This is a genomic window from Natronorubrum daqingense, from assembly GCF_001971705.1.
Classification (GTDB): domain Archaea; phylum Halobacteriota; class Halobacteria; order Halobacteriales; family Natrialbaceae; genus Natronorubrum; species Natronorubrum daqingense.
Window position 1 is genome coordinate 2,113,837 of the sequence record NZ_CP019327.1, and the last position, 23,086, is coordinate 2,136,922.

27 protein-coding genes are annotated in these 23,086 nt (G+C 63.8%); 11 read left to right on the plus strand and 16 right to left on the minus strand.

The features are described 5' to 3' along the window. Positions 1 to 5 precede the first annotated feature (5 nt). The 4 genes from BB347_RS10270 to BB347_RS10285 all read right to left on the minus strand — a co-directional run bounded on the left by BB347_RS10270 (position 6) and on the right by BB347_RS10285 (position 3,032). On the minus strand, positions 6 to 977 hold the full coding sequence (locus BB347_RS10270) for an ROK family protein (protein ID WP_076581162.1): 972 nt from the start codon (positions 975 to 977) through the stop codon (positions 6 to 8). Positions 978 to 1,110: 133 nt separating this feature from the next. Beyond that, positions 1,111 to 1,785 carry a dihydrofolate reductase family protein gene (locus tag BB347_RS10275; protein ID WP_076581164.1) on the minus strand — a complete coding sequence of 225 codons (675 nt, stop codon included), beginning with the start codon at positions 1,783 to 1,785 and terminating at the stop codon, positions 1,111 to 1,113. Positions 1,786 to 1,992: 207 nt separating this feature from the next. Then, complete coding sequence (locus BB347_RS10280; protein WP_076581166.1) at positions 1,993 to 2,457, minus strand: universal stress protein; 465 nt, start codon at positions 2,455 to 2,457, stop codon at positions 1,993 to 1,995. Positions 2,458 to 2,567: 110 nt separating this feature from the next. Further along, on the minus strand, positions 2,568 to 3,032 hold the full coding sequence (locus BB347_RS10285) for a universal stress protein (RefSeq protein WP_076581167.1): 465 nt from the start codon (positions 3,030 to 3,032) through the stop codon (positions 2,568 to 2,570). Positions 3,033 to 3,144: 112 nt separating this feature from the next. Here BB347_RS10285 and BB347_RS10290 point away from each other — a divergent pair, with 112 nt between their 5' ends. The 4 genes from BB347_RS10290 (at position 3,145) to BB347_RS10305 (ending at position 5,877) form a co-directional block, all read left to right on the plus strand. After that, a complete protein-coding gene (locus BB347_RS10290) occupies positions 3,145 to 3,885 on the plus strand; it encodes an SDR family NAD(P)-dependent oxidoreductase (protein WP_076581169.1) in 741 nt (246 codons plus the stop codon). Positions 3,886 to 3,947: 62 nt separating this feature from the next. Beyond that, positions 3,948 to 4,406 (plus strand): MOSC domain-containing protein, encoded by a 459-nt coding sequence (locus BB347_RS10295; RefSeq protein WP_076581170.1) that lies wholly within the window; start codon positions 3,948 to 3,950, stop codon positions 4,404 to 4,406. A 98-nt stretch (positions 4,407 to 4,504) separates the two neighbouring features. After that, positions 4,505 to 5,302, plus strand: coding sequence for a YqcI/YcgG family protein (locus BB347_RS10300; RefSeq protein WP_076581172.1), 798 nt, complete (start codon positions 4,505 to 4,507; stop codon positions 5,300 to 5,302). Then, positions 5,299 to 5,877, plus strand: a complete 579-nt coding sequence (locus BB347_RS10305) for a cysteine hydrolase family protein (RefSeq protein ID WP_076581710.1) — start codon at positions 5,299 to 5,301, stop codon at positions 5,875 to 5,877. The genes BB347_RS10300 and BB347_RS10305 overlap by 4 nt, the downstream gene beginning before the upstream one ends. Before the next feature lie 80 nt (positions 5,878 to 5,957). Here BB347_RS10305 and BB347_RS10310 read toward each other — a convergent pair whose 3' ends face one another. After that, positions 5,958 to 6,776 carry a ZIP family metal transporter gene (locus BB347_RS10310; protein WP_076581712.1) on the minus strand — a complete coding sequence of 273 codons (819 nt, stop codon included), beginning with the start codon at positions 6,774 to 6,776 and terminating at the stop codon, positions 5,958 to 5,960. A 207-nt stretch (positions 6,777 to 6,983) separates the two neighbouring features. Between BB347_RS10310 and BB347_RS10315 the strand changes: the two genes are divergently transcribed. The 3 genes from BB347_RS10315 (at position 6,984) to BB347_RS10325 (ending at position 8,513) form a co-directional block, all read left to right on the plus strand. After that, positions 6,984 to 7,451, plus strand: coding sequence for a phosphopantetheine adenylyltransferase (locus BB347_RS10315; protein ID WP_076581174.1), 468 nt, complete (start codon positions 6,984 to 6,986; stop codon positions 7,449 to 7,451). 100 nt (positions 7,452 to 7,551) lie between these two features. Then, on the plus strand, positions 7,552 to 7,956 hold the full coding sequence (locus tag BB347_RS10320; protein WP_076581176.1) for a hypothetical protein: 405 nt from the start codon (positions 7,552 to 7,554) through the stop codon (positions 7,954 to 7,956). 341 nt (positions 7,957 to 8,297) lie between these two features. Then, positions 8,298 to 8,513 (plus strand): Mn2+/Fe2+ transporter, encoded by a 216-nt coding sequence (locus BB347_RS10325; protein WP_076581713.1) that lies wholly within the window; start codon positions 8,298 to 8,300, stop codon positions 8,511 to 8,513. A gap of 135 nt (positions 8,514 to 8,648) precedes the next feature. Here the strand turns inward: BB347_RS10325 and BB347_RS10330 are convergent, their stop codons facing one another. From BB347_RS10330 to BB347_RS10355, 6 genes are all read right to left on the minus strand, one after another. Continuing rightward, a complete protein-coding gene (locus BB347_RS10330; protein WP_076581177.1) occupies positions 8,649 to 9,092 on the minus strand; it encodes a universal stress protein in 444 nt (147 codons plus the stop codon). A gap of 124 nt (positions 9,093 to 9,216) precedes the next feature. Continuing rightward, on the minus strand, positions 9,217 to 9,981 hold the full coding sequence (locus BB347_RS10335) for an ABC transporter ATP-binding protein (protein ID WP_076581179.1): 765 nt from the start codon (positions 9,979 to 9,981) through the stop codon (positions 9,217 to 9,219). Between the two features lie 3 nt (positions 9,982 to 9,984). After that, a complete protein-coding gene (locus BB347_RS10340) occupies positions 9,985 to 11,049 on the minus strand; it encodes an ABC transporter permease (RefSeq protein WP_076581181.1) in 1,065 nt (354 codons plus the stop codon). Positions 11,050 to 11,055: 6 nt separating this feature from the next. After that, complete coding sequence (locus BB347_RS10345; protein ID WP_076581183.1) at positions 11,056 to 12,144, minus strand: hypothetical protein; 1,089 nt, start codon at positions 12,142 to 12,144, stop codon at positions 11,056 to 11,058. Between the two features lie 115 nt (positions 12,145 to 12,259). Beyond that, a complete protein-coding gene (locus BB347_RS10350) occupies positions 12,260 to 13,489 on the minus strand; it encodes a digeranylgeranylglycerophospholipid reductase (protein ID WP_076581184.1) in 1,230 nt (409 codons plus the stop codon). A gap of 279 nt (positions 13,490 to 13,768) precedes the next feature. Then, positions 13,769 to 14,179 (minus strand): universal stress protein, encoded by a 411-nt coding sequence (locus tag BB347_RS10355; protein WP_076581186.1) that lies wholly within the window; start codon positions 14,177 to 14,179, stop codon positions 13,769 to 13,771. Between the two features lie 209 nt (positions 14,180 to 14,388). Between BB347_RS10355 and nrfD the strand changes: the two genes are divergently transcribed. Next, a complete protein-coding gene (nrfD, locus tag BB347_RS10360; protein ID WP_076581188.1) occupies positions 14,389 to 15,738 on the plus strand; it encodes an NrfD/PsrC family molybdoenzyme membrane anchor subunit in 1,350 nt (449 codons plus the stop codon). Between the two features lie 115 nt (positions 15,739 to 15,853). Here nrfD and BB347_RS19310 read toward each other — a convergent pair whose 3' ends face one another. Beyond that, on the minus strand, positions 15,854 to 15,997 hold the full coding sequence (locus BB347_RS19310; protein ID WP_168170945.1) for a DUF7557 family protein: 144 nt from the start codon (positions 15,995 to 15,997) through the stop codon (positions 15,854 to 15,856). A gap of 193 nt (positions 15,998 to 16,190) precedes the next feature. Here BB347_RS19310 and BB347_RS10365 point away from each other — a divergent pair, with 193 nt between their 5' ends. Continuing rightward, positions 16,191 to 17,864 carry an AMP-binding protein gene (locus BB347_RS10365; RefSeq protein WP_083687736.1) on the plus strand — a complete coding sequence of 558 codons (1,674 nt, stop codon included), beginning with the start codon at positions 16,191 to 16,193 and terminating at the stop codon, positions 17,862 to 17,864. Positions 17,865 to 17,893: 29 nt separating this feature from the next. On the opposite strand, the gene BB347_RS10370 is transcribed toward BB347_RS10365, so the two are convergent. After that, positions 17,894 to 18,751 (minus strand): hypothetical protein, encoded by an 858-nt coding sequence (locus tag BB347_RS10370; RefSeq protein ID WP_076581190.1) that lies wholly within the window; start codon positions 18,749 to 18,751, stop codon positions 17,894 to 17,896. Between the two features lie 84 nt (positions 18,752 to 18,835). Next, positions 18,836 to 19,612 carry a hypothetical protein gene (locus BB347_RS10375; protein ID WP_076581192.1) on the minus strand — a complete coding sequence of 259 codons (777 nt, stop codon included), beginning with the start codon at positions 19,610 to 19,612 and terminating at the stop codon, positions 18,836 to 18,838. Between the two features lie 122 nt (positions 19,613 to 19,734). On the opposite strand from BB347_RS10375, the gene BB347_RS10380 reads away from it, so the two are divergent. Beyond that, the gene (locus tag BB347_RS10380; RefSeq protein ID WP_076581194.1) at positions 19,735 to 20,853 is read left to right on the plus strand and encodes an aminotransferase class V-fold PLP-dependent enzyme; all 1,119 of its coding nucleotides are present in this window, start codon (positions 19,735 to 19,737) and stop codon (positions 20,851 to 20,853) included. 46 nt (positions 20,854 to 20,899) lie between these two features. On the opposite strand, the gene BB347_RS10385 is transcribed toward BB347_RS10380, so the two are convergent. After that, entirely contained in the window at positions 20,900 to 21,403 is a 504-nt protein-coding gene (locus tag BB347_RS10385) for a hypothetical protein (RefSeq protein ID WP_076581195.1), read from the minus strand. Positions 21,404 to 21,599: 196 nt separating this feature from the next. On the opposite strand from BB347_RS10385, the gene BB347_RS10390 reads away from it, so the two are divergent. After that, positions 21,600 to 22,250 carry a hypothetical protein gene (locus BB347_RS10390; RefSeq protein WP_076581196.1) on the plus strand — a complete coding sequence of 217 codons (651 nt, stop codon included), beginning with the start codon at positions 21,600 to 21,602 and terminating at the stop codon, positions 22,248 to 22,250. A 144-nt stretch (positions 22,251 to 22,394) separates the two neighbouring features. Here the strand turns inward: BB347_RS10390 and BB347_RS10395 are convergent, their stop codons facing one another. Then, the gene (locus tag BB347_RS10395; RefSeq protein WP_076581716.1) at positions 22,395 to 22,991 is read right to left on the minus strand and encodes a DUF192 domain-containing protein; all 597 of its coding nucleotides are present in this window, start codon (positions 22,989 to 22,991) and stop codon (positions 22,395 to 22,397) included. Between the last annotated feature and the right edge of the window lie 95 nt (positions 22,992 to 23,086).

The window sequence follows — 23,086 nt, forward strand, 5'->3', positions numbered from 1 at the left end:
TTTGCTCACAGCCGTCGACGGTCGCCCGTTCCGCCGGTCAACGCGCTGGCGAGCGCGCCCTCAACCACCACGTCGTCGCCCTGATCGGTGACGCGAATTTCGGGGACGTTCGTCATCACCAGTTCCGCGACTCGTTCGCGGATCGGATCGACAACTAACTCCTCGTTGTGTAGGGCCACGGCCCCGCCGAAGGAGACCACGATCGGTGCGAACGCGTGAATGACGTTCGTGACGCCGATCGCGTTCCAGTGGGCGAGTTGGTCGATGACGTAATCGGCTAGCTCGTCGTCGCCGGCCAGCGCGAAGACGTCCTTTGCGGTGAAATCAGGGCCTTCGAGCGGCAGATCGGTCGAGATCGTCGGGTCGTCTTCGGCGAGCAGTCTGGCGTAGTTCGGGATCGCGTTCCCCGAACAGTAGGCTTCCCAGTGGCCGTCGCGGCCACAGCCACAGGTCAGCCTGCCGTGGGGGTCGACGACGTAGTGGCCGACTTCCCCGGCGTTGCCGTCCCAGCCGTCCATGATCTCGCCGTCACAGCAGACCCCGGCACCGATCCCCGAGGAGATCGTGATGTAGGCCATATCGTCCGGGTTGCTAACGGCGTGAAACCGCTCGCCGATGACGCCCGCCGTAGTGTCGTTGTGCAGGTAGACCTCGTCGCTGTCGATCAGTTTCTCGAGCGGTCCAGTCAACGGAATTCGGTCGATCGAGTCCGGGAGATTCGCGGGATCGATAACGGCACCCTCTGCGAGGTCGAACGGGCCGATCGAGCCGATTCCCGCGGCGACGATTTCCTCGGGGGCAATTCCGGCGTCGTCACACGCGTTTCGAAGCGTTCGAAGGACGCCCTCCGTTACGTCGATCCCCGTCGGGCCGCGCGGCGTCGATCGGCGAGCCGAGCCGATCGTCGCTCCGTCGGGTTCTGCGACGACCGCTCGAACGTTCGTCGCACCGAGATCGACGCCCGCATAGTAGTCCATCCTGTCTGAGGGACAGCCGCCGTCGTACTTAACTACACATACTCGCGGGCGAGTAGTATTTCGAAACAGTCAACGTTTCTGATAGCCGGTTCGCCCTACGTTCTCGCGCTACTCGGCTGGCGACCCTCTCACGCTACTCACTCGACGCCGACTCGTCCTCCCCGGCGTCCACTGCGAACGAACCGTACTCGAGGTCGCCCGCTCGCTCGTATCGAAGCATCTGGACACCCGTACTCGAGGTCTCCGCGTTCTGCAACTCGAGGGCAGCAGGGATCGTTCCGTCGGCGAACAGTCGCTTTCCCTCCCCCAGCACCAGCGGGAAGACCCAGAGCCAGAACTCGTTGACGAGGTCGGCAGCGAGCAGTGACTGGATCATATCGTGGCTTCCCTGAACCACGAGCACATCGTCGGGATCCAATTCGAGGTCACCCACAGCGTCCGCGACGTCGCCCGAGAGGAGCGTCGAGTTGGTCCACGTCACCTCCTCGAGCGTTCGCGAGGCGACGTACTTCGGCATGGCGTTCAGCCGGTTTGCGGTCGGGTCGTCCTCGGGGTCGACGTTGGGCCAGTGGGATGCGAAGAGTTCGTACGTCTTCCGGCCGAGTAACAACGCGTCGGCCTCGGCGAACTGGCGGTCCATGCGCTCACCCATCAGTTCGTCCCAGTAGGTGACCGACCACCCGCCGTACTCGAAACCTCCCGCTCGGTCCTCCTCGGGGCCACCCGGTGCCTGCATCACGCCATCGAGCGTGAGAAACGTTGCAACGACGATAGTGCCGGTCGGTTCGTCGGGTCGATTCTCGCCCATCTGGGAATTCACACGAGCAGCGGCGATAATTGGACCCCCTGCAGTACTCGAGGGCGCCACTCGCGGCCAGCAGCGCCACTCGCGACCGGTATCGACACGACCGAGTGTGAACCTCACGAGTCGAGACGAGAGCGAAGAGCAGCGACAACAACGAACGGCGAGAAAGACGAGAGCGAGCGGATTGCCTCGACGGTGTGCGGCCTCGAGTTACTCCATTACGTCGAGATCGCGGAAGTACGTTACCGGACAGGGTGCTTGCAGAATGATTTCCTGTGAGACGGATCCCATCACGGCCTTTTCTGCGGGCGAGCGCCGGCGACCGCCGACGACCATCCGATCCGCGTCGACGTCGATCGCCATGTCGACGACTTTGGTGCTGACGTCGCCGAGTGCACCACGGATCTCGTAGTCGACGCCGGCGTCTTCGAAGATGTCCGCCAGGTCTCCCACCGGCGAGCGTCGCCTGGCGACCTCGTCCGGATCGACGTCGTCGACGCGCGCGTCGAGATCGAGGTCGTCGTAGATATCCTCGTATTCGTCAGCCGTGAAGGCGTGTCCGATCACGACCGACGCGTCGAGAGGGTCTGCGATCTCGAGGACGGTATCCGCGAGTTCCTCGGCACGGACGGTATCCATCGGCCCGACTGCAAGCAGTATCGTATCGATCGCCATACCACGACAGTGGTCTTGCCACCCGCTTAAGTATTCTCGTCTCCACAGTATTCCCGAAACGAAGGGACGAGGAGCGTGCGTGGACGAGCGGGGGCTACTGCGAGAACGAGTCAGTCGTCGAAGTAATCGCCGCGGACGAACGTGACCGGACACGGTGCCGAGAGCAAGACTTCCTGCGCCGTCGAGCCGAATACCGCCTTTCCGGTCGGAGAACGGCGTCGACCGCCGACGATGACGCGGTCGGCGTCGACGCTCGTCGCGAGGTCGACGATCGCCGGGCCGTGTTCGCCGATTGTGCCACGGATTTCGTACTCGAGGTCCTGATCCTCGATCGTTTCGCGGAGGTCGATGATCGTCTGGTGGCGTCGAGCGACGTCGTCCGGTTCGACGTCTTCGGCTTCGCGATCGAACTCGAGTCGCGAGAGCACGTCGTCGTATTCGCTTTTGGTAAAGACGTGTGCGAGGACGACGGTTGCATCGGCTGGCGCTGCGACGTCGACGACGGCGTCGATCAGTTCGTCGCTTCGATCTGCGTCGCCGGGACCGACGGCGAGTAAGACGGTTTCGAGCGTCATACCGAGAGTAACCTGACGAGGGACCGTAAAGCCACGTTTCGAGGTGAACGCCGCCGGTCGGCTGAACGATCCGCGCGCTTTTTTGGCGCTGTCCTCGGTAGTGAGGTTACGAATGAACGGACCTGCCCTTTCGGATCGGACGGTGCTCGTGACTGGAAGCGCGCGAGGCGTCGGTCGGGAACTGCTGTTGGCGACGGCCGACTGTGGCGCGAAGACGGCCGTTCACTACCACACGAGTGCCGAAGAAGCCCGCGAGGTGGCCGAGGAAGCCACGGAACGCGGCGCGAGCGACACGATGGTCATCCAGGGCGACGTCACCGATCCGGAGAGCGTCGACGGCCTCTTCGCGGCCGTCGAGTCGGAACTCGGCGCCGTCGACGTGCTCGTGAACAACGTCGGCGACTTCGCCCCGACACACTGGGAGGAACTCTCCCTCGAGACCTGGAATCGGGTGCTCGAGACGAATCTCACCGGAACGTACCTCTGCTCGAAGCGCGCCCTCCCGGCCATGCGAGAGGGTGAGTACGGCCGGATCGTGAACGTCGGCTACGCCTCGAGCGAGAAGGGACTCGTCAGCCCGGTGAACTTTCCCTACTTTGTCGCGAAAGCGGGGGTTCTGATGTTCACGCGGATGCTCGCGGCGGATACGCAGGACGACGGCCTCACGGTGAACGCGATTTCGCCTTACGTCGTCGAGAACTCCGACGAATTCCCCGACGAACTGCCACGAGACCGACCCGCGAGTTACGAGGATCTGATTCAGCCGCTGTACTTCTTCCTCGATCCGGAGAACGAGTACATCAGCGGACAAAACGTCGAAGTCGACGGCGGGTGGCTCCCCGAGACGGTCTGACTCGGGCTGACGGGGTGGAGTCACCCACTACTATAACTCGAGCCGGCTCTATTCGGTTGCATATGACGGGACGGGTACGAGCGATCCACATCGCGGCCGAACGGGGAGCGCAGGTGGAACGCGTCGAGTCGGTGCGCGCCGTCGCCGGACGCGGACTCGAGGGTGATCGCTACTACGACACCGAGGGAACGTTCGCCGACCGAGACGGCAGCGACCTCACGCTGATCGAAGCGGAAGCGCTCGAGGGAGTCGAACGCGAGTACGATATCGCCCTCGAGCCGGGCGCTCACCGGCGGAACGTGACGACCGAAGGGGTCGGGCTGAACCACCTCGTCGGCGAACGGTTTCACGTGGGATCGGTCGTCTGCGAGGGCGTCGAGCTCTGCGAGCCGTGTTCGTCCCTCGAGCGTCACCTCGAGACGAGGGGCGTTCGCGACGCGCTGGTTCATCGCGGCGGGCTCAGAGCGCGGATTCTCGAGGGCGGACCCGTGAGAACGGACGCGACGGTTGAACGGGTGTAAACTGGTTCGAGAGGGTCGAAAAGCAGTTTTTGCTACCGCGACGGGCTTCGAGAGTCGAACCTAAACGCACAAGCGTTCGAAGTCCGAACCGACTGACAATGAACGAGCCGGGTATCCAGTCGCTGATGGATCAGGATACGCTCGAGCGCCGCGTCCGGGCGGGCGAGACGCCCGAGTGGGTGGCCGACCACTGGCGGACGTTTCGCGAGGGGCTGCTCGGCGAGCGAAACGGAACGCCGTTCCCGTGCTTTTTCGGGGCCGAGTCGGTTCAGCAGGGCGAACCGCTGTATACGGCCGTCCCGTCGATGAGCGAGGCCGACGACCTACTGACGCTTCGCGATCGAATCCTCGAGTACCTCGAGTGCTATCGGGATCACTCCGATCGGGCGTCGCTCGTGACGTTCTTCAAACCGCCCGAGAAATCCTCCTCGGAGCGCGAGTATCACGACGCGCTCTGGCACATTCTGCAGACGCTGCACCTCCACGATCCCGAGCCGTGGCCGGAGGATATTCCGACCGATCCGGACGACCCCTACTGGGAGTTCTGTCTCGGCGGCGAACCCATGTTTCCGACCTGTCGCGCCCCCTTCTACGAGGAGCGAAAGAGTCGCTACTGTCCGATCGGCCTCGAGATCACGTTCCAGCCGCGGGCGCTGTTCGAGAACCTCGGCGTCACGGCCGACACCGACGCCGGCCAGCACGCTCGAGAGGTCATCCAGGACCGACTCGAGGGCTACGACGGCGTCTGTCCTCACGCCGATCTGGGCGATTGGGGCGTCGAGACCGACCGAGAGTGGCCCCAGTACATGTTCTCGGAGGACGAGGCCCAGGCACCATCGACGTGTCCGATGACGGTCACGCGAGAGCACCCGAAACCGGCCGCGAGGCTGCCGTGACGGGTCGGATTCGATTGGACGAGGAACGACTCGAGAACGCCGCCTTGCTCCTGATCGACCTCCAGACGGGCTTCGACGACCCCGCGTGGGGTGAACGAAACAATCCGGACGCGGAAGCGAACGCCGCGCGAGTGCTCGAGCACTGGCGAGAGAGCGGGCGTCCGCTCGTTCACGTCCGTCACGGGTCGACGGAGCCGGAGTCCCCACTTAGACCCGAAGAACCCGGGTTCGCGTTCAAATCCGAGACGGCCCCGCTCGAGGACGAGCGAACGATGGTCAAGTCGGTCAACAGCGCGTTCATCGGAACGAATCTCGAGGAGTGGCTCCGCGAGCGCGAAATCGAGACGGTCGTCTTCGTCGGGTTGACGACGGACCACTGCGTCTCGACGAGCACCCGGATGGCCGACAACCTCGAGTTCGAGCCGGTCGTCGTCGCCGACGCGACCGCGACGTTCGGCCGCGAGTTCGACGGTCGCGAGTTCGACGCGGAAACGGTCCATCAGACGGCGCTGGCCCACCTCGAGGGCGAGTTCGCGACTATCGTAGAGACCGACGAGCTCGTCGATCTCGAGTAGGTTCGGGGCGCGGTCTCCCGCTCGTATCGTCGCGGCCCGGCGTGTGCCACTCGCTGATTCTGTCGGCCCGACGCAACTTTTCAAACGGTTCCGATACCCTCTATCGCTGCGACGATCAGTAGCGTCGCGATGAACCCGACGGCGGTACCGGAGAGGAGTTCAGGGTGTCCGCGCCGGGGCAGCGATCGGCCGGCCTCGAGGCCCGCCGGGAGAAATTCGACGACAGCGAGGTAGAAGAGTGCGCCCGCGGCGAAGCCGAAACTCACGGCGAGCACGCCCTCGAGCGTGCTGACGAAGTAGTAGGCGGCGACCGCGCCGACGGGCTGGGGCAGGCCGGAGAAGACGGCCCAGCCGACCACTTTCCAGCGACTCATCCCGTAGGCGATCAGCGGGATGGCGATCGCGAGCCCTTCGGGAACGTTCAGGACCGAGATGGTGATCCCGACGAAGACGGCCAGTGCGGGGAGTTCGACGCCGGCGACGGTAACGCCGGGGTCCGACCCGAGATCGACGAACGAGACGCCGACGGCGATTCCCTCCGGAATGCTGTGGATCGTCATCACGGCGACGGTCAACACGACCGTTCGCGGATCGACGGCCGACACCGAGTGCGGGGCGAACTCGTAGCCGGAGACGACCCGATCGGACAGGTACACGAACGCGACGCCGACGATTGCACCGATCAGTACGTGCGACACCGCCCCCTCCGTGAGCGCTTCCCCCACCAGTCCGAAGAGGGACGCCGAGAGCAGAATGCCGAGGGCGAGGCCCCACAACACGACGAGCCACCGGTCGGCGAGTTGCCGGACGACGAAAAACGGAGCGACGCCTAACCCCGTCGCGAGCGCGGTGACGAGGCCGACGATAAAGACGATCGAGAGTTCGGTGGCGAGCGTCATCGAAGCGAGATCAACGTATCTAATTCCGTGATCGATCTCCGCACGCATATATTGGGGTACTCGAGGCGGTTATTCGAGGCGGCATCCAGCGGTTGTTCGAGGCTCGACGTCCCATCCTGACCGGAACCGAGACCGGTGGCGGCCCGAACCGAACTCACCGGTCGAGAGAACGTGACACATATAGCCCTCCCCGTTGCGGGAAGCCGTATGCACGTCGCAGTCGCCGGAACATTCGGGCCGCTACACGACGGGCATCGAGTCCTCTTCGAGCACGCGCTTCGCTTTGGTACCGACGGTGTCGTCGTCGCTCTGACGAGCGACGAACTGGCACGCGAGACGCGCCAACAGTCCCGGGAGATCCCCTCGTTCGACGAACGGGTTCGAGGAGTTACCGACGCCGTCGCCGACCTCGACGAGTGGGGTCGCGACGTCGACGTTCGAGCGCTCTCGGGCGAGTACGGTATCGCCGAAGACGACCCCTCGATCGACGCGCTCGTCGTCTCACCTGAGACGGCGCACGAACTCGAGGGGATCAACGATCGACGCCGGGAACGCGGCCTCGAGCCGATCTCGGGAATCGTCGCGCCCTACGTCCTCGCGGACGACGGCGACCGAATCTCCTCGACGCGGATCGTCGCCGGCGAGATCGACGAACACGGGGCCGTCCTCGAGTGACGGATCCGTCACGTCACACCGAACGCGAGGGTTTCGACGGACCACCGAAGACGTTTCGACGACACAACAGTAATGAGCCGCGAGACTGTCGTTTGAACCAATGAGTGCAGATCGGTGGCCGTTGCTCGTCGTGCTCCTGGTCAGCGCGTCGCTCGTAACGCTGGTGATCCACCTCTCGTTCGTCCCGCGATACTTCCCCGAGGACGTGTTCACGACCGGACTCGCACTCGTTTCCGGGTGGGTGACGTACACGCTCGCGTTCTACGCGGCGGGGCGACTCGGGTCCAAGCCCGCGGACCTCCCCAGTATGCGACTCGCGGACATCGGGATCGCGCTCTTTCTCGTCTCGGTGTTGCTCGCGGCGGCGCTCGATACGTTTGGATTCCCGCCGGAAGCGATCCTCGAGGCGTACGTCCTGCCGGCGATCGGCGTCTACATCGGCCTCGCGCTGTTGGGTTGGTCCATCGGCCGACGCACCGAGGCGATCAACGAGATCGTTCGGTGATCGGGCCGAAGCCGACCGCCTCGCCGACAGGATCCTCGAGTTCGCGTCTCCCAGCCCGATGAAGTGGACGGAATAGGTGGACGACGTATTAGTTTGGACCGACCATTCCTCCTGCGGTGGCGCGCGCTGTCGGACGACCGAGCGTAAGCGAGGGCGGTCGACGATGCCGCGCGAGGGGCGAACGAACGCAGTGAGTGAGTCGGCTGGGGAGGGGGTGGCGATCCCGTGTGTTCATGTGAGCAGGACGCTTTTCGGCGTGAGTACCGCGAAAATCGCTTGGTTCCAGGCTGGTATTCGATAGAACCAATAGAACGATGTTTTATCGGTCGCGTGCTAACGTCATGGGCGAACAAAAGGAAGCACAGTTGTCAAACCCGCCGATAAAGAACGTCCTGGTGGTATCTGGAATTCTTTGGGGTGCTATCGTTGTCGGATACTTAGGTGGTCAAGCCACTAGATCGGTAACAACCTGGCTCTGGGTCGGGATCGGAATTGGTGTACTGTATCTCCTCTACGACATTGCAAATAGTGTGAAGGAGCTTCGCTACAGTTCCTAACTTCTCAGTCTCGACTCAATAAACAACCACTACCGTTCCGAATTGAGCTAAATCTCGTGCGACATTCGTGCAATGTACTCATCACGACTCGGAGTAGAAATACGCTAATTGGGAGGAATCCCCACTCGTCAATAACTAATCAGCGTGAGCGCTCGAGTTCGCGACGAATACGGGAATGTCACCGAATCTCACGATGTGATCCGTGGTGCTTCCGAGGGCCATCCGGTGGACCCCACCCCGGCCGCGCGTCGCCATCACGACGAGGTCTGCGTCGACCTCGTCGGCGTACTCGAGCAGTTCGTCCTCCGGCGGGCCCTCGAGTACCGTCCCGGTCACCTCGAGTTCGGACGCGTCGGCCCGATCGACGATCGCGTCGACGGCCTCCTGTGCTCGGTCGCCCATCGCCTCTTTTGCGCTCGCAGCGTCCCCCGGGAGCCGAAGGTCGCTCAGCGGCCCGGTGTCGGCGACGCAGACGACGTGTACCGCCGCCTCGTGGATACTCGCGAGTTCGAGGCCAGTCTGGGCGGCGGCTTCGGCGTGCTCGCTGCCGTCGGTCGGGAGCAAGATCGTGTCGAACATCGAGCGAACGTACGAGGAGTGCGGCCAAAGGTTTCCCGGAGCCGTGAGGTCACGAACGCCTCCTGAGCCGTCAGGTCACGAACGCCCCTCAGAGCCGCCAACTCACGAACGCCTGTCGGGGCTGTCAGACCGCGTCCTCGAGGACGGATCGATATTGGGCGACGACGTCCGCGTCGGGAGAGCCGTCGTATCGACGCTCGCCGTCGACGACGACGGTGAGTCGATCGAACTGCTCGGCGAACGACGCCACGTTGTGCGTCGAAACGACGACCGTCCGGTCGTCCGCGCGATACTCCTCGAGAAAGCTCGTGATACGACGCCGCGAGTGGTCGTCGACGTCGGCCAGCGGTTCGTCGAGCAAGAGAAACTGCGGACGCTTGACGAGCGCCAGCGCGAGGTCGAGTTTCGTGCGGAATCCGCCCGAGAGTTCGTCGGCCCGACGGTCCGCGACGGGCTCGAGTCGGAGCTCCTCGAGTAGCGTCTCGAGCCACGAGTCGGGCGGCGGATCGTCGGCGAAGCCCCGGAAGACCTCGAGGTTCTCCCTGACCGTCAACGCGGGGTAGAATCGAGGCTCCTGAAAGCTGTAGCCGACGGTCGCGTCTTCGGGGACCGAGATTCGCCCGCTCGAGGGTCGCGTCAATCCGGCCAGTATCGCGAAGAGCGTCGTCTTGCCGGAGCCGTTCGGGCCGACGAGCCCGTGAAAGGTGCCGGGTTGGATGGCGACGGAGAGATCCTCGAGCGCCGTCGTGTTGCCGTAGCGTTTCGTCACGTTGCTCAGCGAGAGTGAGTCCGCCGAGGACGGAGACGAGGTTGCCGACTCCCGTGACGCGTTTGGGTGCTCGGACTGGTGATCCGCGCTGGCGTCGTGTTCTGAGTGCGTGTCACCCACGGGTTATCGCCTCCGTTTGTAGACGACGAGTGCGAATTTCAACGCGAGGAGCGACGCGACGGCGCTCACGGCCAGCCAGAGGAGGTGCTCCGCGTACAGCGACGCTGGCGCGTCGCGCAACATCGCGCTCCGGGTCGTCACCGTCGAGTAGTACGTCGGCAGGGCGCGGGAGACCGTCCCTTGTATCGACGAGAAGAAGCCGGTGGGGTAAACCAGACTCGAGAATCCGAAGACGGCGAGCGCGAGGCCGAGGTTGACGAACAGGGCGGCTTTTCGCAAGCCGAGGGCGAACGTCACGGCCAATCCGAGCGCGGCCAGGTAGACGTAGGTGAGCCCGAAGGCCGCGACCGAAAGCCACGAGAGGAGCGTGACGTCGTACTCGAGCCAGGCGGCGACGCCGGCGACCGTGGCGGCCGGAATCGCGAGCGCGAGGCCGTAGAACAGCAGCTTGCTCGCGACGACGGTCTCGAGTCTGGTTTCGGTCTGAAGACGGTCGAGGACGAGTCGCTCGGAGCGGACCTGATACGGCAGATAGACCAGTGCGAAGAGGGTGAGAAACGCGAACGCGCCCGTCGGAACGAGGAATTCGGCGAGCGTCCGTTCCTCGCCGACGGGCTCGTGTTCGACGGTGACGTCGGATTCGACCAGCGCGTCGAGTTCGGATTCGGCGACGCCGGCGGTCTCGTTGACCGGTTCTTCGAACGGCACGAACGCGCGATCGGAGACGACCGTCACGTTCGCGTCCGTCTCCTCGTCCATCACGCCACCCGGAACGTGAACGACCAGGTAGACCTCTTCGCGCTGGAGACCATCTCGAGCGTCCTCGGCGGAGTCGTACTCGACCGGCGACGTGAACCCGGCCATGCCGGCTTCGGCGATGGCGACGTCGTCCGCAGTTGCGTCGTCCTCGGCGACGACGCCGACCGGCACGTCGCGCGGAATCGTCTGTTCGAAGACGGCGGTACCGGCGACGATGCCGCCGGGGAGCAACACGAGCAAGACGACGATCAATCCCAGATTCCGTCTGGCGGTGATCGCTTCCGTTCGAAGCAACGCGACCAGATCCACTCGCGCTCACACTCCCTCGAGCACGGCGAGTAACGCGGCGACCGCGTCGGCGTCGCCCTGATAGGCGATCGAAACGACCGTCTCGTCGCGCTCGAGTGTCGCCTCGTCGGAGGCGTCGCTCAGTTCGTCGTCCAGTTCCCCGAGCGCCGAGAGTCCGCCCTGCAGGACGGTCTCGAGTTGTTCGGCGTCGCCGTCGTCGCCGACGTGAAAGTCGAGTTCGAGGTCGACCGTCTCGTCGTCGATCGTGTCGTACTGGAGGCCGACGGCGTCGATCTCCTCGAAAATATCGTCATTACCGCCGGCGAGAAACGCAAATTCGTCCGGAAGCGGCGAGCCGTCGGGCACAGCGGCGACCGTGACCGGACCGTCGTTGGCACCCTCGTACGCGCTCCGGATCGAACCCGAAACCGCCTCCTCGTCGCCGGCGTGGGTCTCGAGTGCCGCGTCGACACCGTCCTCGTCACCGACGACGTATCGGCCGTCACCGAGAACGCCCAGAACGGGTGGCTCGTCACCGTCTCCGTCCCCACCGTCGTCACCGTCGCCGTCTCCACCGTTACCGCTCGCGCCTGACGCCGGTTCGTATCGCTCGGCGTCGCCCCCAGCGGACTCGGCCTCGTACTCGAGGTCGGTCGTCTCCTCGAGCGACGCGACGACGTCGTCCTCGCTCCAGTCGCCGTCGACGATGATGGTCTCCTCCGTGGCCGCGCTAGCCAACTCCTCCTCGGAGACGTCGCTCGAGATTGCGTCGACGTCGCCGAATAAGACCGCCTCGTTCGCCTCGAGCGGGTCGAGGCCGGTTCGGTCTTCGAAGGCGACGATCGCCTCCGTCGCGCGCTCGGAGCCGAACGCGTCCAGGCCCTCGAGTGCCGCCTCGAGGTCCGCTTCACTCGCCTCACCGTCCGCAACGGCCCCCACGTCGAGATGCGCGAGCAGCGTCGTTTCACCGGGGACGGCGTCGACGAGCGACGACTCGGCGTCGCGCTCGAGAAATCCGGTACAGCCAGCCGTCAGTGAGATCGCCGCGGCGCTCGCGGCGAGGAGCGACCGTCTCGAGAGGGAGGCGTCACGGGCTCGTTCCGGGGGAGTCAGCATATTGGCATGTCTCGGCGCCACGAACCATTAACGGTTCGCCCGTAAGCGGCCGTTTCAGTCCGCATTCGCGGTAAGTCAGTCATCGAGGAGAGAACACGCGAGTAGCCGGTTAGGCTCAGCGCAGTTGTTGCTTCGCGAACCGTGCGAGCAGCGGCAGGTCACTGGGGCTGAGCAGTTTCAGGATCGACCGAACGTTACCACGGTTTGCCTTCGCGAGCGTCTCTTCGTCGAGACGGTTCAGGTCGGCCATGAATTTGTCGTAGCGCTCGTTCGAGGCGAGATAGAGCAGTTGAGTCATGTACTGGCGGTTCTGGACGGCCGGTGCGACGTCCCGGTGCCAGAGCGTCTCGTAAACCTCGAGATTCTCCGCCGTCGGTTCGATCTGGCCGTGTTTGAGACAGGCGTCTGCGGCGACCGCGGCGACGCGTGCGGATTGCATGCCTTTGTTGATCCCCTCACCCCAGAGCGGGTCGATCGTCGGGACGGTGTCGCCGATGGCCATGAACCGATCGGTGTGCATCTGCCCCGGCGGCTGGATGTGCGCGGAGCCCCGGTGTTGCTTGCCCTCGAGTCGCTCGGCGTTTTCGAATCGCGGATCCGTCCCGATCCAGTGATCGAGGTAGTCGTCGATCGCGAAGTCGTCTCGCGCGTACCGGTCGTGGCTGCCGTTCTGGATGTAACAGAGGCCGACCTTGGCGGTATCCTCGCCGGTGTGGAAGATCCAGGAGTAGCCGCCGGGGGCGATTTCGTGGTCGAGTCGGAGCATCATCGCGTCGTGGAGGTCGGCGAATCCGGGGCGGTCGATGTCGATGCCCTCGAACTCGTACTCGATACCGATCGCGTGGTTCTCGCGCTCGAGTTCGACGACGTCGAGTTGCTTCGCGAGCGGTGCGGCGGGCCCCGTCGCGTCGATGACGATGTCGCCGTAGACCTCTTCGTCGCCGTTGTAGGTGACGCCGACGATCTCGTCGTTTTCCATGATCGGGCCCGTTACGCGAGCGTCGAATCGATACTCCGCACCCTCGGCCCGGCTGTCTTCGACGAGGAATCGCTTGAAGTCGGCGAACTCGAGGACTGCTCCGGGTTGTTCTCGCACGTAGTAGTCGGTCGGGGACTCGAGGACGACGTTCTCGGTGTACTGCATGACGACATCGTCGGGGATCCCGAAGGAGGCCATCATGGACGGGAACGTCCCCGCAGTTGACTTGTTACTCTGGCGCGGGAACTCGTCCTCGGATTCGGTCTCGAGGACGACGACCTCGTAGCCACGGGTAGCGAGGTCGCGAGCACACTGGCCGCCCGCTGGACCAGCACCTGCGATAACCACATCGTAGCGGTTGTTCATACCGCGAGACTGTTTCGAAGCCTCATTAGTTTATTCAGTTCCGGCGGAGAGACTGATTGTTCACACATATCATCTCGGATATGCGGAGCCGTACTGTCGACCTATTCACGTACTCGGACTCGTCGGTGTGACGGTTCTACTGACATCGGTTCGACGGTCCGGAGTGTCGGCGGTATCGCCGGCTGAGACGGGTATTCGCTCAACTCGAACGTGCAGATTGCTCGAGTCAACGACGGATCGTCCACGCGCTCGAAGACGATTACGGCGTACCAGTATCGCTCAGCGAACGATCGTCACAGGGACGGGTGCCCGGCGTGCGATCTGTTCGGCGACGCTCCCCAACAAGACGCGAGAGACGCCCGATCGGCCGTGACTGCCGACGACGACGCGATCAACGTCGTGCTCGCTAACGTGGGTGACAACGGACGATGCCGGCGGACCAACCAGGAGTTCTGTCCGCACCTGTTGTGGGCGGTCGGCCACCCGGTCTCGGGCTTGCTCGAGCAACGCCTCGCCGTGTTCGCGAAGCCGTTCTTGCATCGAGTCCGTTCCGAAGTGGGCGAATTCACCGTAGCCACTCTGACTGGGGTCGACGGCGTGGACGACGACGATGTCGTCGGCTTCCTCGAGTGCATACTCGAGTGCTGCCCACCCGGGTTCGGAGTCGTCGAGTGCCACCAGCAACACCATGTTGAATGAGTAGTAACGAGTACACTTGAGTTGTTCCCTTGGTAGCATTGGGCACGGTTGCGCGTCCGGAGACGTGACGAGTGCGAATAACGGAGTGACGAGTGCGAATAACGGAGGGGGAGAAACGACAACACGCGCGCTTCGTGCTTGCATGACCAACGAATGGAATCACACCCGTCGCAGTAGTACGTTTGTGAAGTTCAACCACGATGAGCACGAAAACGCCACGGAAAGCCGACATTCTCCGACCGATACAGAACACGTCGACGACGTACTTCGTGTTAGTTGCCGTTGCCGGGCTAGCGTTCGCCCTCTTCCTCGTCGGATGGATCTACCAGCTCTATCAGGGAATGGTCGTCACGGGTCTCTCGGATTGGGGAACCGGTGGCGGCGTGACGTGGGGCGTCTACATCGGCGCGTTCATCTGGTGGGTCGGCATCGCCCACGGTGGGATCATCCTCTCCGCTGCGGTTCGGTTGCTCGGCATGGAGCGGTACATGCCGGTCGCTCGCCTCGCCGAGTTGTTGACCCTCGCCGGTCTCTCCGCGGCTGGCTTCTTCATCGTCGTCCACCTCGGCCGACCGGATCGAATGGTCACGAGCGTGCTCGGACACTACCACATCACCGTTCACGCCTCGCCGCTGGTGTGGGACGTGACCGTCATCACGGCCTACTTCGTGTTGACGGCGACGTACCTCGCGTTGACGATTAGGTACGACGTGAGTCGGTTACGCGACGACCTGCCAGACGCCCTCGATCCGATCTACTCGCTCGTAACGTTCGGCTACACCGAGGAGGAAGACGAAGTCGTCCAGCGAATGGTCTGGTGGCTCGCCCTCGCGATCATCATCATGGCACCACTCCTGCTCCACGGCGGCGTGATCCCGTGGCTGTTCGCCGTGATCCCGGCGATACCCGGCTGGTTCGGTGCCGTCCAGGGCCCACAGTTCCTGACCATCGCGCTCACCTCCGCGATCAGCGGCGTCATCCTCCTCTCGTTCGCGTTCCGGCGAGCGTACGACTGGGACCACATCATCACCGACGACATCTTCCGCGGCCTGCTCCTCTGGCTCGGCTTCTTCAGCCTGCTGTTCCTCTGGCTCCAGCTTCAACAGCGAGTAACCGGCGGGTTCGCCGCGCCGACCGACGTCGCACAGATTTCGGCTGCCACGCTCGAGCACCCGATCTACATCGTCTCGATGGGACTCGTCGGCGTCGTGCTCGCGTTCATCTTCGCGCAGGCGATCCGTCCGGCGCTGTTCACCAAGGGCCGGGCCGTCGTCGCCGGCCTCGCAGTCCTCACGGCCACGTTGCTCGAGAAGATCCTCTTCGTCGTCGAGGGGTTCATGTACCCGACGTTCGACATCTACGGCGCGACGCCCGGCGAGTACTTCCCGAGTTTCATCGAGTTCGCCTCGATCACGGGAACGATCGGCATGGTAATGTTGTTCTTCTTGCTCGTCGCGAAAGTCATCCCGGTCGTCGAACTCCACGCGATCGAACACCTTCAGGAACGCGACCACGGCCACGAACGCGAGCAGATCACGCACGACGATTAGGCCGAGTGTATCGACTATTTGATGATTGAGCCGGCACCGTCGTCAACGGTAGCGTTGTCGGGCCCGACGACGTTCGACGATAAAAACGAGTCGAGGTCGGTCGGGACGGTCACCCTCAGATACCTTCCTGCAAGAATCTGCCCTCCGTCTCGTAGATCGACACGAGTTCCTCGATGAACTCCTCGTAAGTTTCGTCCTCCTCGAGGTGACCGTCGAGTCGCTCCTTCAGGTCGTCGCTGATTTCGATGGTGTGAGTCATGGTGGAGCGCGTCGTCACTTCTCAGGATAGCCACGAGCAAATACGTCGGGCGCGCAGTTGCAGCGTCGCGCGTCGACTCACTCACCTGCCAGTCGGCAGCCACCTCGAGACGCGCTGACCGACAGCGGCAACGACTTTACCGTGGAATCGCTTCAACGCAATTACTTTGTGTTTGTTCGTTATTGTCGCGGGTATGGTTACCACTGATCAGGACGAGTTCCCTGCGGGCGTCCCGTCGGAGCCGTCGTTCCCGCTGGGACGGCGGCCACTCCACGAGTACGTCGCCCACTACGCAGGCGAGACGCCGGAGCGAGTCGCCATCAACTACTACGGCACCGACCTGACCTATCGCGACCTCGAGTCCGCGATCTCGTCGTTCGCGACGTGGCTCGACGAGCAGGGGTACGAAGCGGGCGAGACGCTCCTCCTGTGCCTGCAGAACTGCCCGCAGTACGTAATCGCCTACTACGGGGCACAGCGACTCGGAATGCGGGTGAGCCCGTGTAGTCCGATGGCCAAGGAACACCGACTCTCCTACCAACTCGAGGACGGCGACGCCCGAATCGCCGTCGCGGGCGACACCCACGCCTCGCTGCTCGAGGACGTTCGAGCGGAGACGCCCCTCGAGCAGGTCGTCTACACGCGCTTCGAGACGTTCCTCCCAGACGAACCGGTGCCGGCGATCCATCCCGAGATGGTCGACGCAATCGAGATGCATCGACAGCCTCCCGCCGACGACAGCTTCTACTTCGACTCGGTACTGGAGGAGACGCCCGCCGATCCGCCAACGGTCGACGTGGCGATGGACGATATCTGCCTGCTGCAGTACACCTCCGGAACGACGGGGCTGCCGAAGGGCTGCATGCACAGCTACGAGAACGTGCTCTTCGCTGCCGCCACCTCCTCGGCGCTGACCGACCGGGACGGCGGGACGCGCCACCTCGCCGTGATGCCCGTTTTCCACGTCGCCGGCAAGCTCAACGCCGTCGACTCGCCGATGATTCGGGGCGGGACGTCCATTCTCCTGACGCGCTACGAGGCCGAGGCTTATCTCGACGCGCTCGAGGCCCACGATCCGGACAACGGCTGGATCACCACCCCGATGGTCCGCGAGCTATTGGAAACGCTGGGGGACGAGGACGACGAGCGAGAGATCGATTCGCTCGAGTCGATGCCGGTGACGAGTTTCGGCCAGGCATTGACGGACGACCTCTGTGAGCGCTGGGCCGATGCCACCGGGGCTGAGATGTACGAGGCAGCCTACGGATTGACCGAGACGCACACGCGAGATACGTTCACCAACGAACTCGGCGTCGTCGAGGAAGGGTTCGTCGGCAAACCAGTCTACGAGACCGATATCGTGATCCGCGACTGGGAGACCCACGAGGAACTCCCCCAGGGAGAGACCGGCGAGATCACGGTGAAGACACCCTCGCTGTTCGAGGGCTACCTCAACAAGCCCGAGGAGACCGAGGCAGCGACGCACGACGGCTACGTGCTGACGGGTGATATCGGACGGTTCACCGAGAACGGCCACCTCTACTTCCTCGGTCGCCGAAAGTACATGATCAAGTCGAGTGGCTACTCCATCGCCCCCGCCGAGGTCGAGGAGGTGCTGAAGACCCACCCCGGAATCGAGAACGCCGCCGTCGGCGGCCGCGACCACGAGACGAAGGGCTCGGAGGTCGTCGCGGGCGTGATCGTCTCCGACGAGTCGCTGAGTGCGGACGCGATCGTCGAGTGGGCCGAGGACCACCTCGCCGCGTACAAGCGACCGCGGGACGTGGTCGTCCTCGAGGAGTTGCCCGTCACGAACCTCGGAAAACTGGATCGGGAGGGACTCGCCGACGTGCTCTCGGCGGAATAACCGGCCCACGGGTGGCGGAATCAGTACCGCTACGAGACGTCGACATACCCGGCGAACGTCGCGGCCGCAAATGCGAGCAACACCAGTGCAAAGAGGACGTTCTTCGCGATTTCCATCCGAAGGCGGCCGATTAGGTCGCCGATCGAGCCGTTCGCGAGGACGAGGGACGCGCTCGAGCCCTCGGTGAGCGTCAGGCCGTCGTCGCCCATCTCGAGTTCGCCGTGTGCGATCACCTGATCGCCGTCGTCGATCCGGCTAACCTGAAAGCGAGAGCGCTCGCCGGTGCTGAGCGGCCCCACGTTGATGTCGACCGGCAGATCCGGTCCGATGTCCCGCGGATCGTCGATTCGCGTGTCGATATCCGGCTCTCCAAGGTGGAGCCCGGCCGAATCCCACGGGTCGGCCGTTCCGAAGGTGGCACCGCCGGGCATGAGTTCCTTCGTCGCGTCCGGATCGAGGGCCACCGTCCCCGCGTCGGATTCGATCTCGAGGTCGCCGACCTCGAGGCCGCCGCGTTCGGTCGACCACTTGTAGCGTCGGCCGCGACGACCGGAACCCGAACTCGAGGTACCCCGTCGCTTGCGTTTTCGTCGGCGAATTCGCCAGGCGACCACGCCGGCGTCGGCGTCGTCCGCGTCTTCTGTGCCGTCAGTACCGTCACTGTCGTCAGTGCGTTCTGCGTCGCCTCTCGGATCCGGAGTCGGTGCCGATTCGCTGACTCGGGCCCGCCCGGTGAGCGTCACCGTCTCGCCAGGTTGCATCGTCGGCGTCGCGTCGGGATCGACGCTCGAGATCGTCCGATACTGACTGACGTACGTCCAGGTGTTCCAGAGGAAGAACAGGGCGACAGCTACCAACACGCCGCCGAATGCGGTTGTGAGGACCATCGTTTGCAGTGGTACTATCGATCCACTATAAGTTACTCGAATGTGGACAAGGTTCTGTCACGTTTGCGCGACGGTCGCCCGTGGCTACTCGAGTGACTGATCGCGCCAGGTCGTCCAGTCGTAGAGGCGCTCGAGTTCGCCGCCTTGCTGGCGAATCGCGACGGCGGTGGTGAACAGAAACGCGCCGACCAGGGTCGTGCCGACGATCCACGTGGCGTCGGCGAGCGCGGCGTACCCCGAGAGGTAGCTAGTTACCAGGTCGACGACGACGATGGCGACGAGACAGACGATCGCCGGGAGGAGGTGGCGCGTCAACGCTGCGAGCGTCGTTCCCTCGTGGACGCGAACGGTCTGAACGCCGTAGTGAATCGCCCACGCCGACGCGAGCACCCAGCCCACGGCGACGACGGGTCTCGTCCACGCACTCTCGAGTAAGAACGTGCCCCACCAGGCGACGACGAAGATGGCGATCACGGCGACGTCAGCCCACGCGGGAAGGAGTTGCGAACGTTCCTCACGCGTCCGTTCGGCGTGGTACATCGCCCGGATCGCCAGCGTGAGAAAGAGGATACAAAACAGGATGGCCCCGTCGCCGAACAGCGGAATCCCCGCCGACTCGAGGAAGACATCCCCGATGCTGGCTCCGGCGTAGACGACCGCGGCTCCGAGTCCGATCGACAGGTACCACTGTGCGCCGCCGACGTCCGCCGCGAGAACGTCTCGGACGTATATCGACGTGTAGTACAGCAAGACGAGTGCGCCGAGTGCGATCGCGAGCGACGCGAACAGGTGGCCGATCGCAACCGTCGTCTCCGGATCGTTCGCGTCGAACGTAGTCGAGGTCGCGAGCAGCGACAACATTAGTTACGTGTTGGTCCGGCGGTCGATAAAACCCTATCCCCAGTTACCGACCGTCGGGAAGACCACTCCCGTAGCGGGTCGATCGAGGGGTTCTAACAGGGCCGCACTCGAAGACGTCCTCGATGGAACCACTGGACCTTCGCGAGACGATTCCTGCCCTCGAGTCGGGGACGTACCTCAACTGGGGTGCCGGCGGGCCGAGTCCCACTCGCGTCGTCGACGCCGTCGAATCGAGTCTCGAGCATCACGAGTACGAGGCCCCGACGCGCGAGGGGATGTATCCCGCTGCGTTCGACGCTTACGACGACGCCCGAAACGCGGTTTCCGACCTCCTCGGTGCCACTGCCGAGGAGATCGCCCTCACTCAGAGCACGACGGACGGCATCAATCGCGTCGCGGGTGCACTCGAGTGGGACGACACCGACGTCGTCGTCCGAACCGACCTCGAGCACTCCTCGGGCATCCTGCCGTGGCAACGACTCGAGCGCACGCGAGGTGTCGAGATCCGCGAACTCGAGACCGAAAACGGCCGGCTAACTCTCGCGGACGTGAAATCGGTGGCGAGCGACGCGACGCTCTTGTGTGTAAGTTCGCTCACCTGGACCCACGGCACCCGGTTGCCGATCGAATCGATCGTCGACGTCGCTCACGACGCCGGCGCGCTCGTCCTCGTCGACGCCGTGCAGGCACCCGGACAGGTCCCGATCGACGTCCACCAGTGGGGTGCCGATTTCGTCGTCGCCGCGGGCCACAAGTGGCTGCTCGGTCCCTTCGGTGCCGGATTTCTCTTCGTGCGCGGAGGACTCGAGCGAGAACGGGCGCTTCGGCCGGCAGCCATCGGCTACCGGAGCGTCGCCGAGGAAAACGCCGTCGACTACGAGTACGCACCGGGGGCGAAACGCTTCGAGGTCGGAACGGCGAGTCCGGCACCGTACGCAGGGCTGAGCGAGGCGATCGACTGTTTCGATGAAATCGGCATCCGGACGATCGAACGGCGAATCGAAGCGCTCACCGATCGACTCAAAGACGGACTTCGCGACGACCGACTGGTGAGTCCGCGCGAATTCGAATCCGGCCTCGTGACGATTTCCGTCGACGAACCGGAAGCGACCGTCGAGCGTCTCGCCGATTCGGGACTCGTCGTTCGAACGCTTCCCGGCCTCGAGGCCGTTCGGGCGTCGGTCCACGCGTACAACACGAACGCGGAGATAGACGCGCTGCTCGAGGCGCTGAGTGCGTAATCGGCCTGAGCTGGTGATCTGCCAGTGCAGGTGATCAGCCAGTCGATCAGGAACCCTCGGAGGACTCGTCGCTGGCCGCTGCCGCGGCTTCGACGAGCGTCTCGCGACTCTCGAAGTACGCCGGCGCGTCGTGGTCGGCTTCGAAGTGGATCACGCGCTCTAACGCGGTTCCACCGTCGTCGAACTCGGATTGGAGTTCCTCGGCGAGGTCAGTGTAGTTCGCGGCGAGGTCCTGAAAGGCCTGCATTCGCGCCTGTTTCGCTTCCACGAGCAGTTGCTTCTCCTCGACGTCGCGCTCGAGTTCCTCGAGTTCCTCGAGATCGAGGTCACCGGGTCCAGCAGGTGTCGACGGGGCGTCGACACCCTCGACGCCGGTCGCGTGGTCCTCGAGTCGCGTGCGGAGTTCGGCCATCTCCTCGTCGATTTCGGTGAGCAACTCGTCCGCTTCCTCGCGCATCGTCTCGACGCGTCCCGAGAGCAAGCCGGCCTGCGTGTGACAGTACTCGACGAGTTCCCCGATAGCGACTGTCTGGCCGGAATCGTCGCTCATACCGTCCCGTTCGCGCTTCCGACCGAAGTCACTTTGGTCTGGCTGGCAGACACCGGATAGAGTCGGCAGACGCCGGAGTTGTGACGTATTGGGCGGCTGAGTTAGCCCGACAGATGTGTGATTCGGCGCGTCTCTGGGTGTCGAACGCGACGACCGTCACCGGGCGATTCATTACTCAGAAAACACGATAGAACGTATGGTCCGGCGCTCCCTCCCCGCGGTCGTCCTCATCCTTCTGGCGCTCGTTCCCTCGAGCGTTGCCGCACAGAACGGTGCTACTGCACCCCGAACGCTCGCAGAAATTCTCGTCGTGATGGGGGTTTACGCCGTCATCACGTTCGGCGTCGGATTGCTCCTGCTGGCCGTCTCGCAGTCGTACGTCCGTGGCGTCGGAACCCGCATGAGGCGGCACACGCTTCGGTCGTTCCTCCTCGGTCTCGGCGCGTTCGTCGCCAGCTTCGTGGCCGTTTTCGTCGGCATGTTCCTCATCACCGGAATAACGGCACTCGGCGCGCCCGACACGGTCAGCGTCGCCCTCATGCTCGCGCTGGTGCTCGTGTTCTTCGGGTTTTGGCTCCTCATCTTGCTGGCGGACGCACTCGCCATCATCGCCGTCGGTGCACTCGTCCTCGGATGGGTTCGCTCGAGTCCGGACCCGAACCTGTGGCTCGGACTCGTCGTGGGCATCCTCGTCGTGCATCTCGTCTACTTGATCCCGCTGGTCAACATCGTCGTCATCCTCGTTCTCCCGACTATCGGAATCGGCGCGATGATCGATTCGTGGCTGCGGACTCGAGACGAACCGTCGGCCGAGTCCGAACCACGGGAACCGATGACTGGTGACTAACGAGAAGAAATGACCTACGGTGGTTTCCTCGACGGAGACTGGTTGGCAGGCCGGAACCGTCGATCACATCGCCCCGTTCGGTCTTCCGATCGAAGCCATAGCGGCTGTTCGGACGTTACCAGCGTGATCGAAACCCGCGTCGAGTTACAACTCGAAATTGAGAACGTCACCCTCCTCGATGTCGTTTTCGGCGGTCCACTCGTAGACGACCTCCAGAACGTACTGTCCGCTGCCGGAGTAGGTTTGTTCGGAGCCGTCCTCGTCCGGTTCGGGTTCCGGTGCGTGGAAAATACTCGTGATGACGCCCTCGTCGTCGGCGAACACGATGTCGATCCCGAACGACATTTCCGGCATGGCGAACGTCCGATCTTCGATCGTATCGTAGACGAACAACATTCCCCGGTCGTCGGGAAGCGTATCGGTATCGCTCAGCCCGAGCTCTTGTGATTCCGGCGTATCCGCGATAGCCGCCGTTACCTCACCCAGTTCGTCCCCATCAGAGGTCGTCACGAGCACGTCGGTCGACTCGTACTCCGAGTGAACCGTCTCGTCGTCGTTCGAGTCTAGGTCCTCCGCCTCATCGTCGTTTGAATTCGAGTTCTCGGTCGGCTCGTCGCCGTTGTCGTCGTCATCGTCCTCGTCACCTCCGGTACACCCCGCGAGTCCGACGGACCCGAACGTCGCGGCGAGTCCTGCCAGCATCGTCCGTCGGTCCGCAGTTGCTGAGCGTTCTGAAATCATCACGAGTCGATACCGACCACGAACGATTGCATAACTGTTTGTCAGAAACATCGTGAACGTCATCGACGAGTTAGTACCGGACCGCGGGCCCGTCC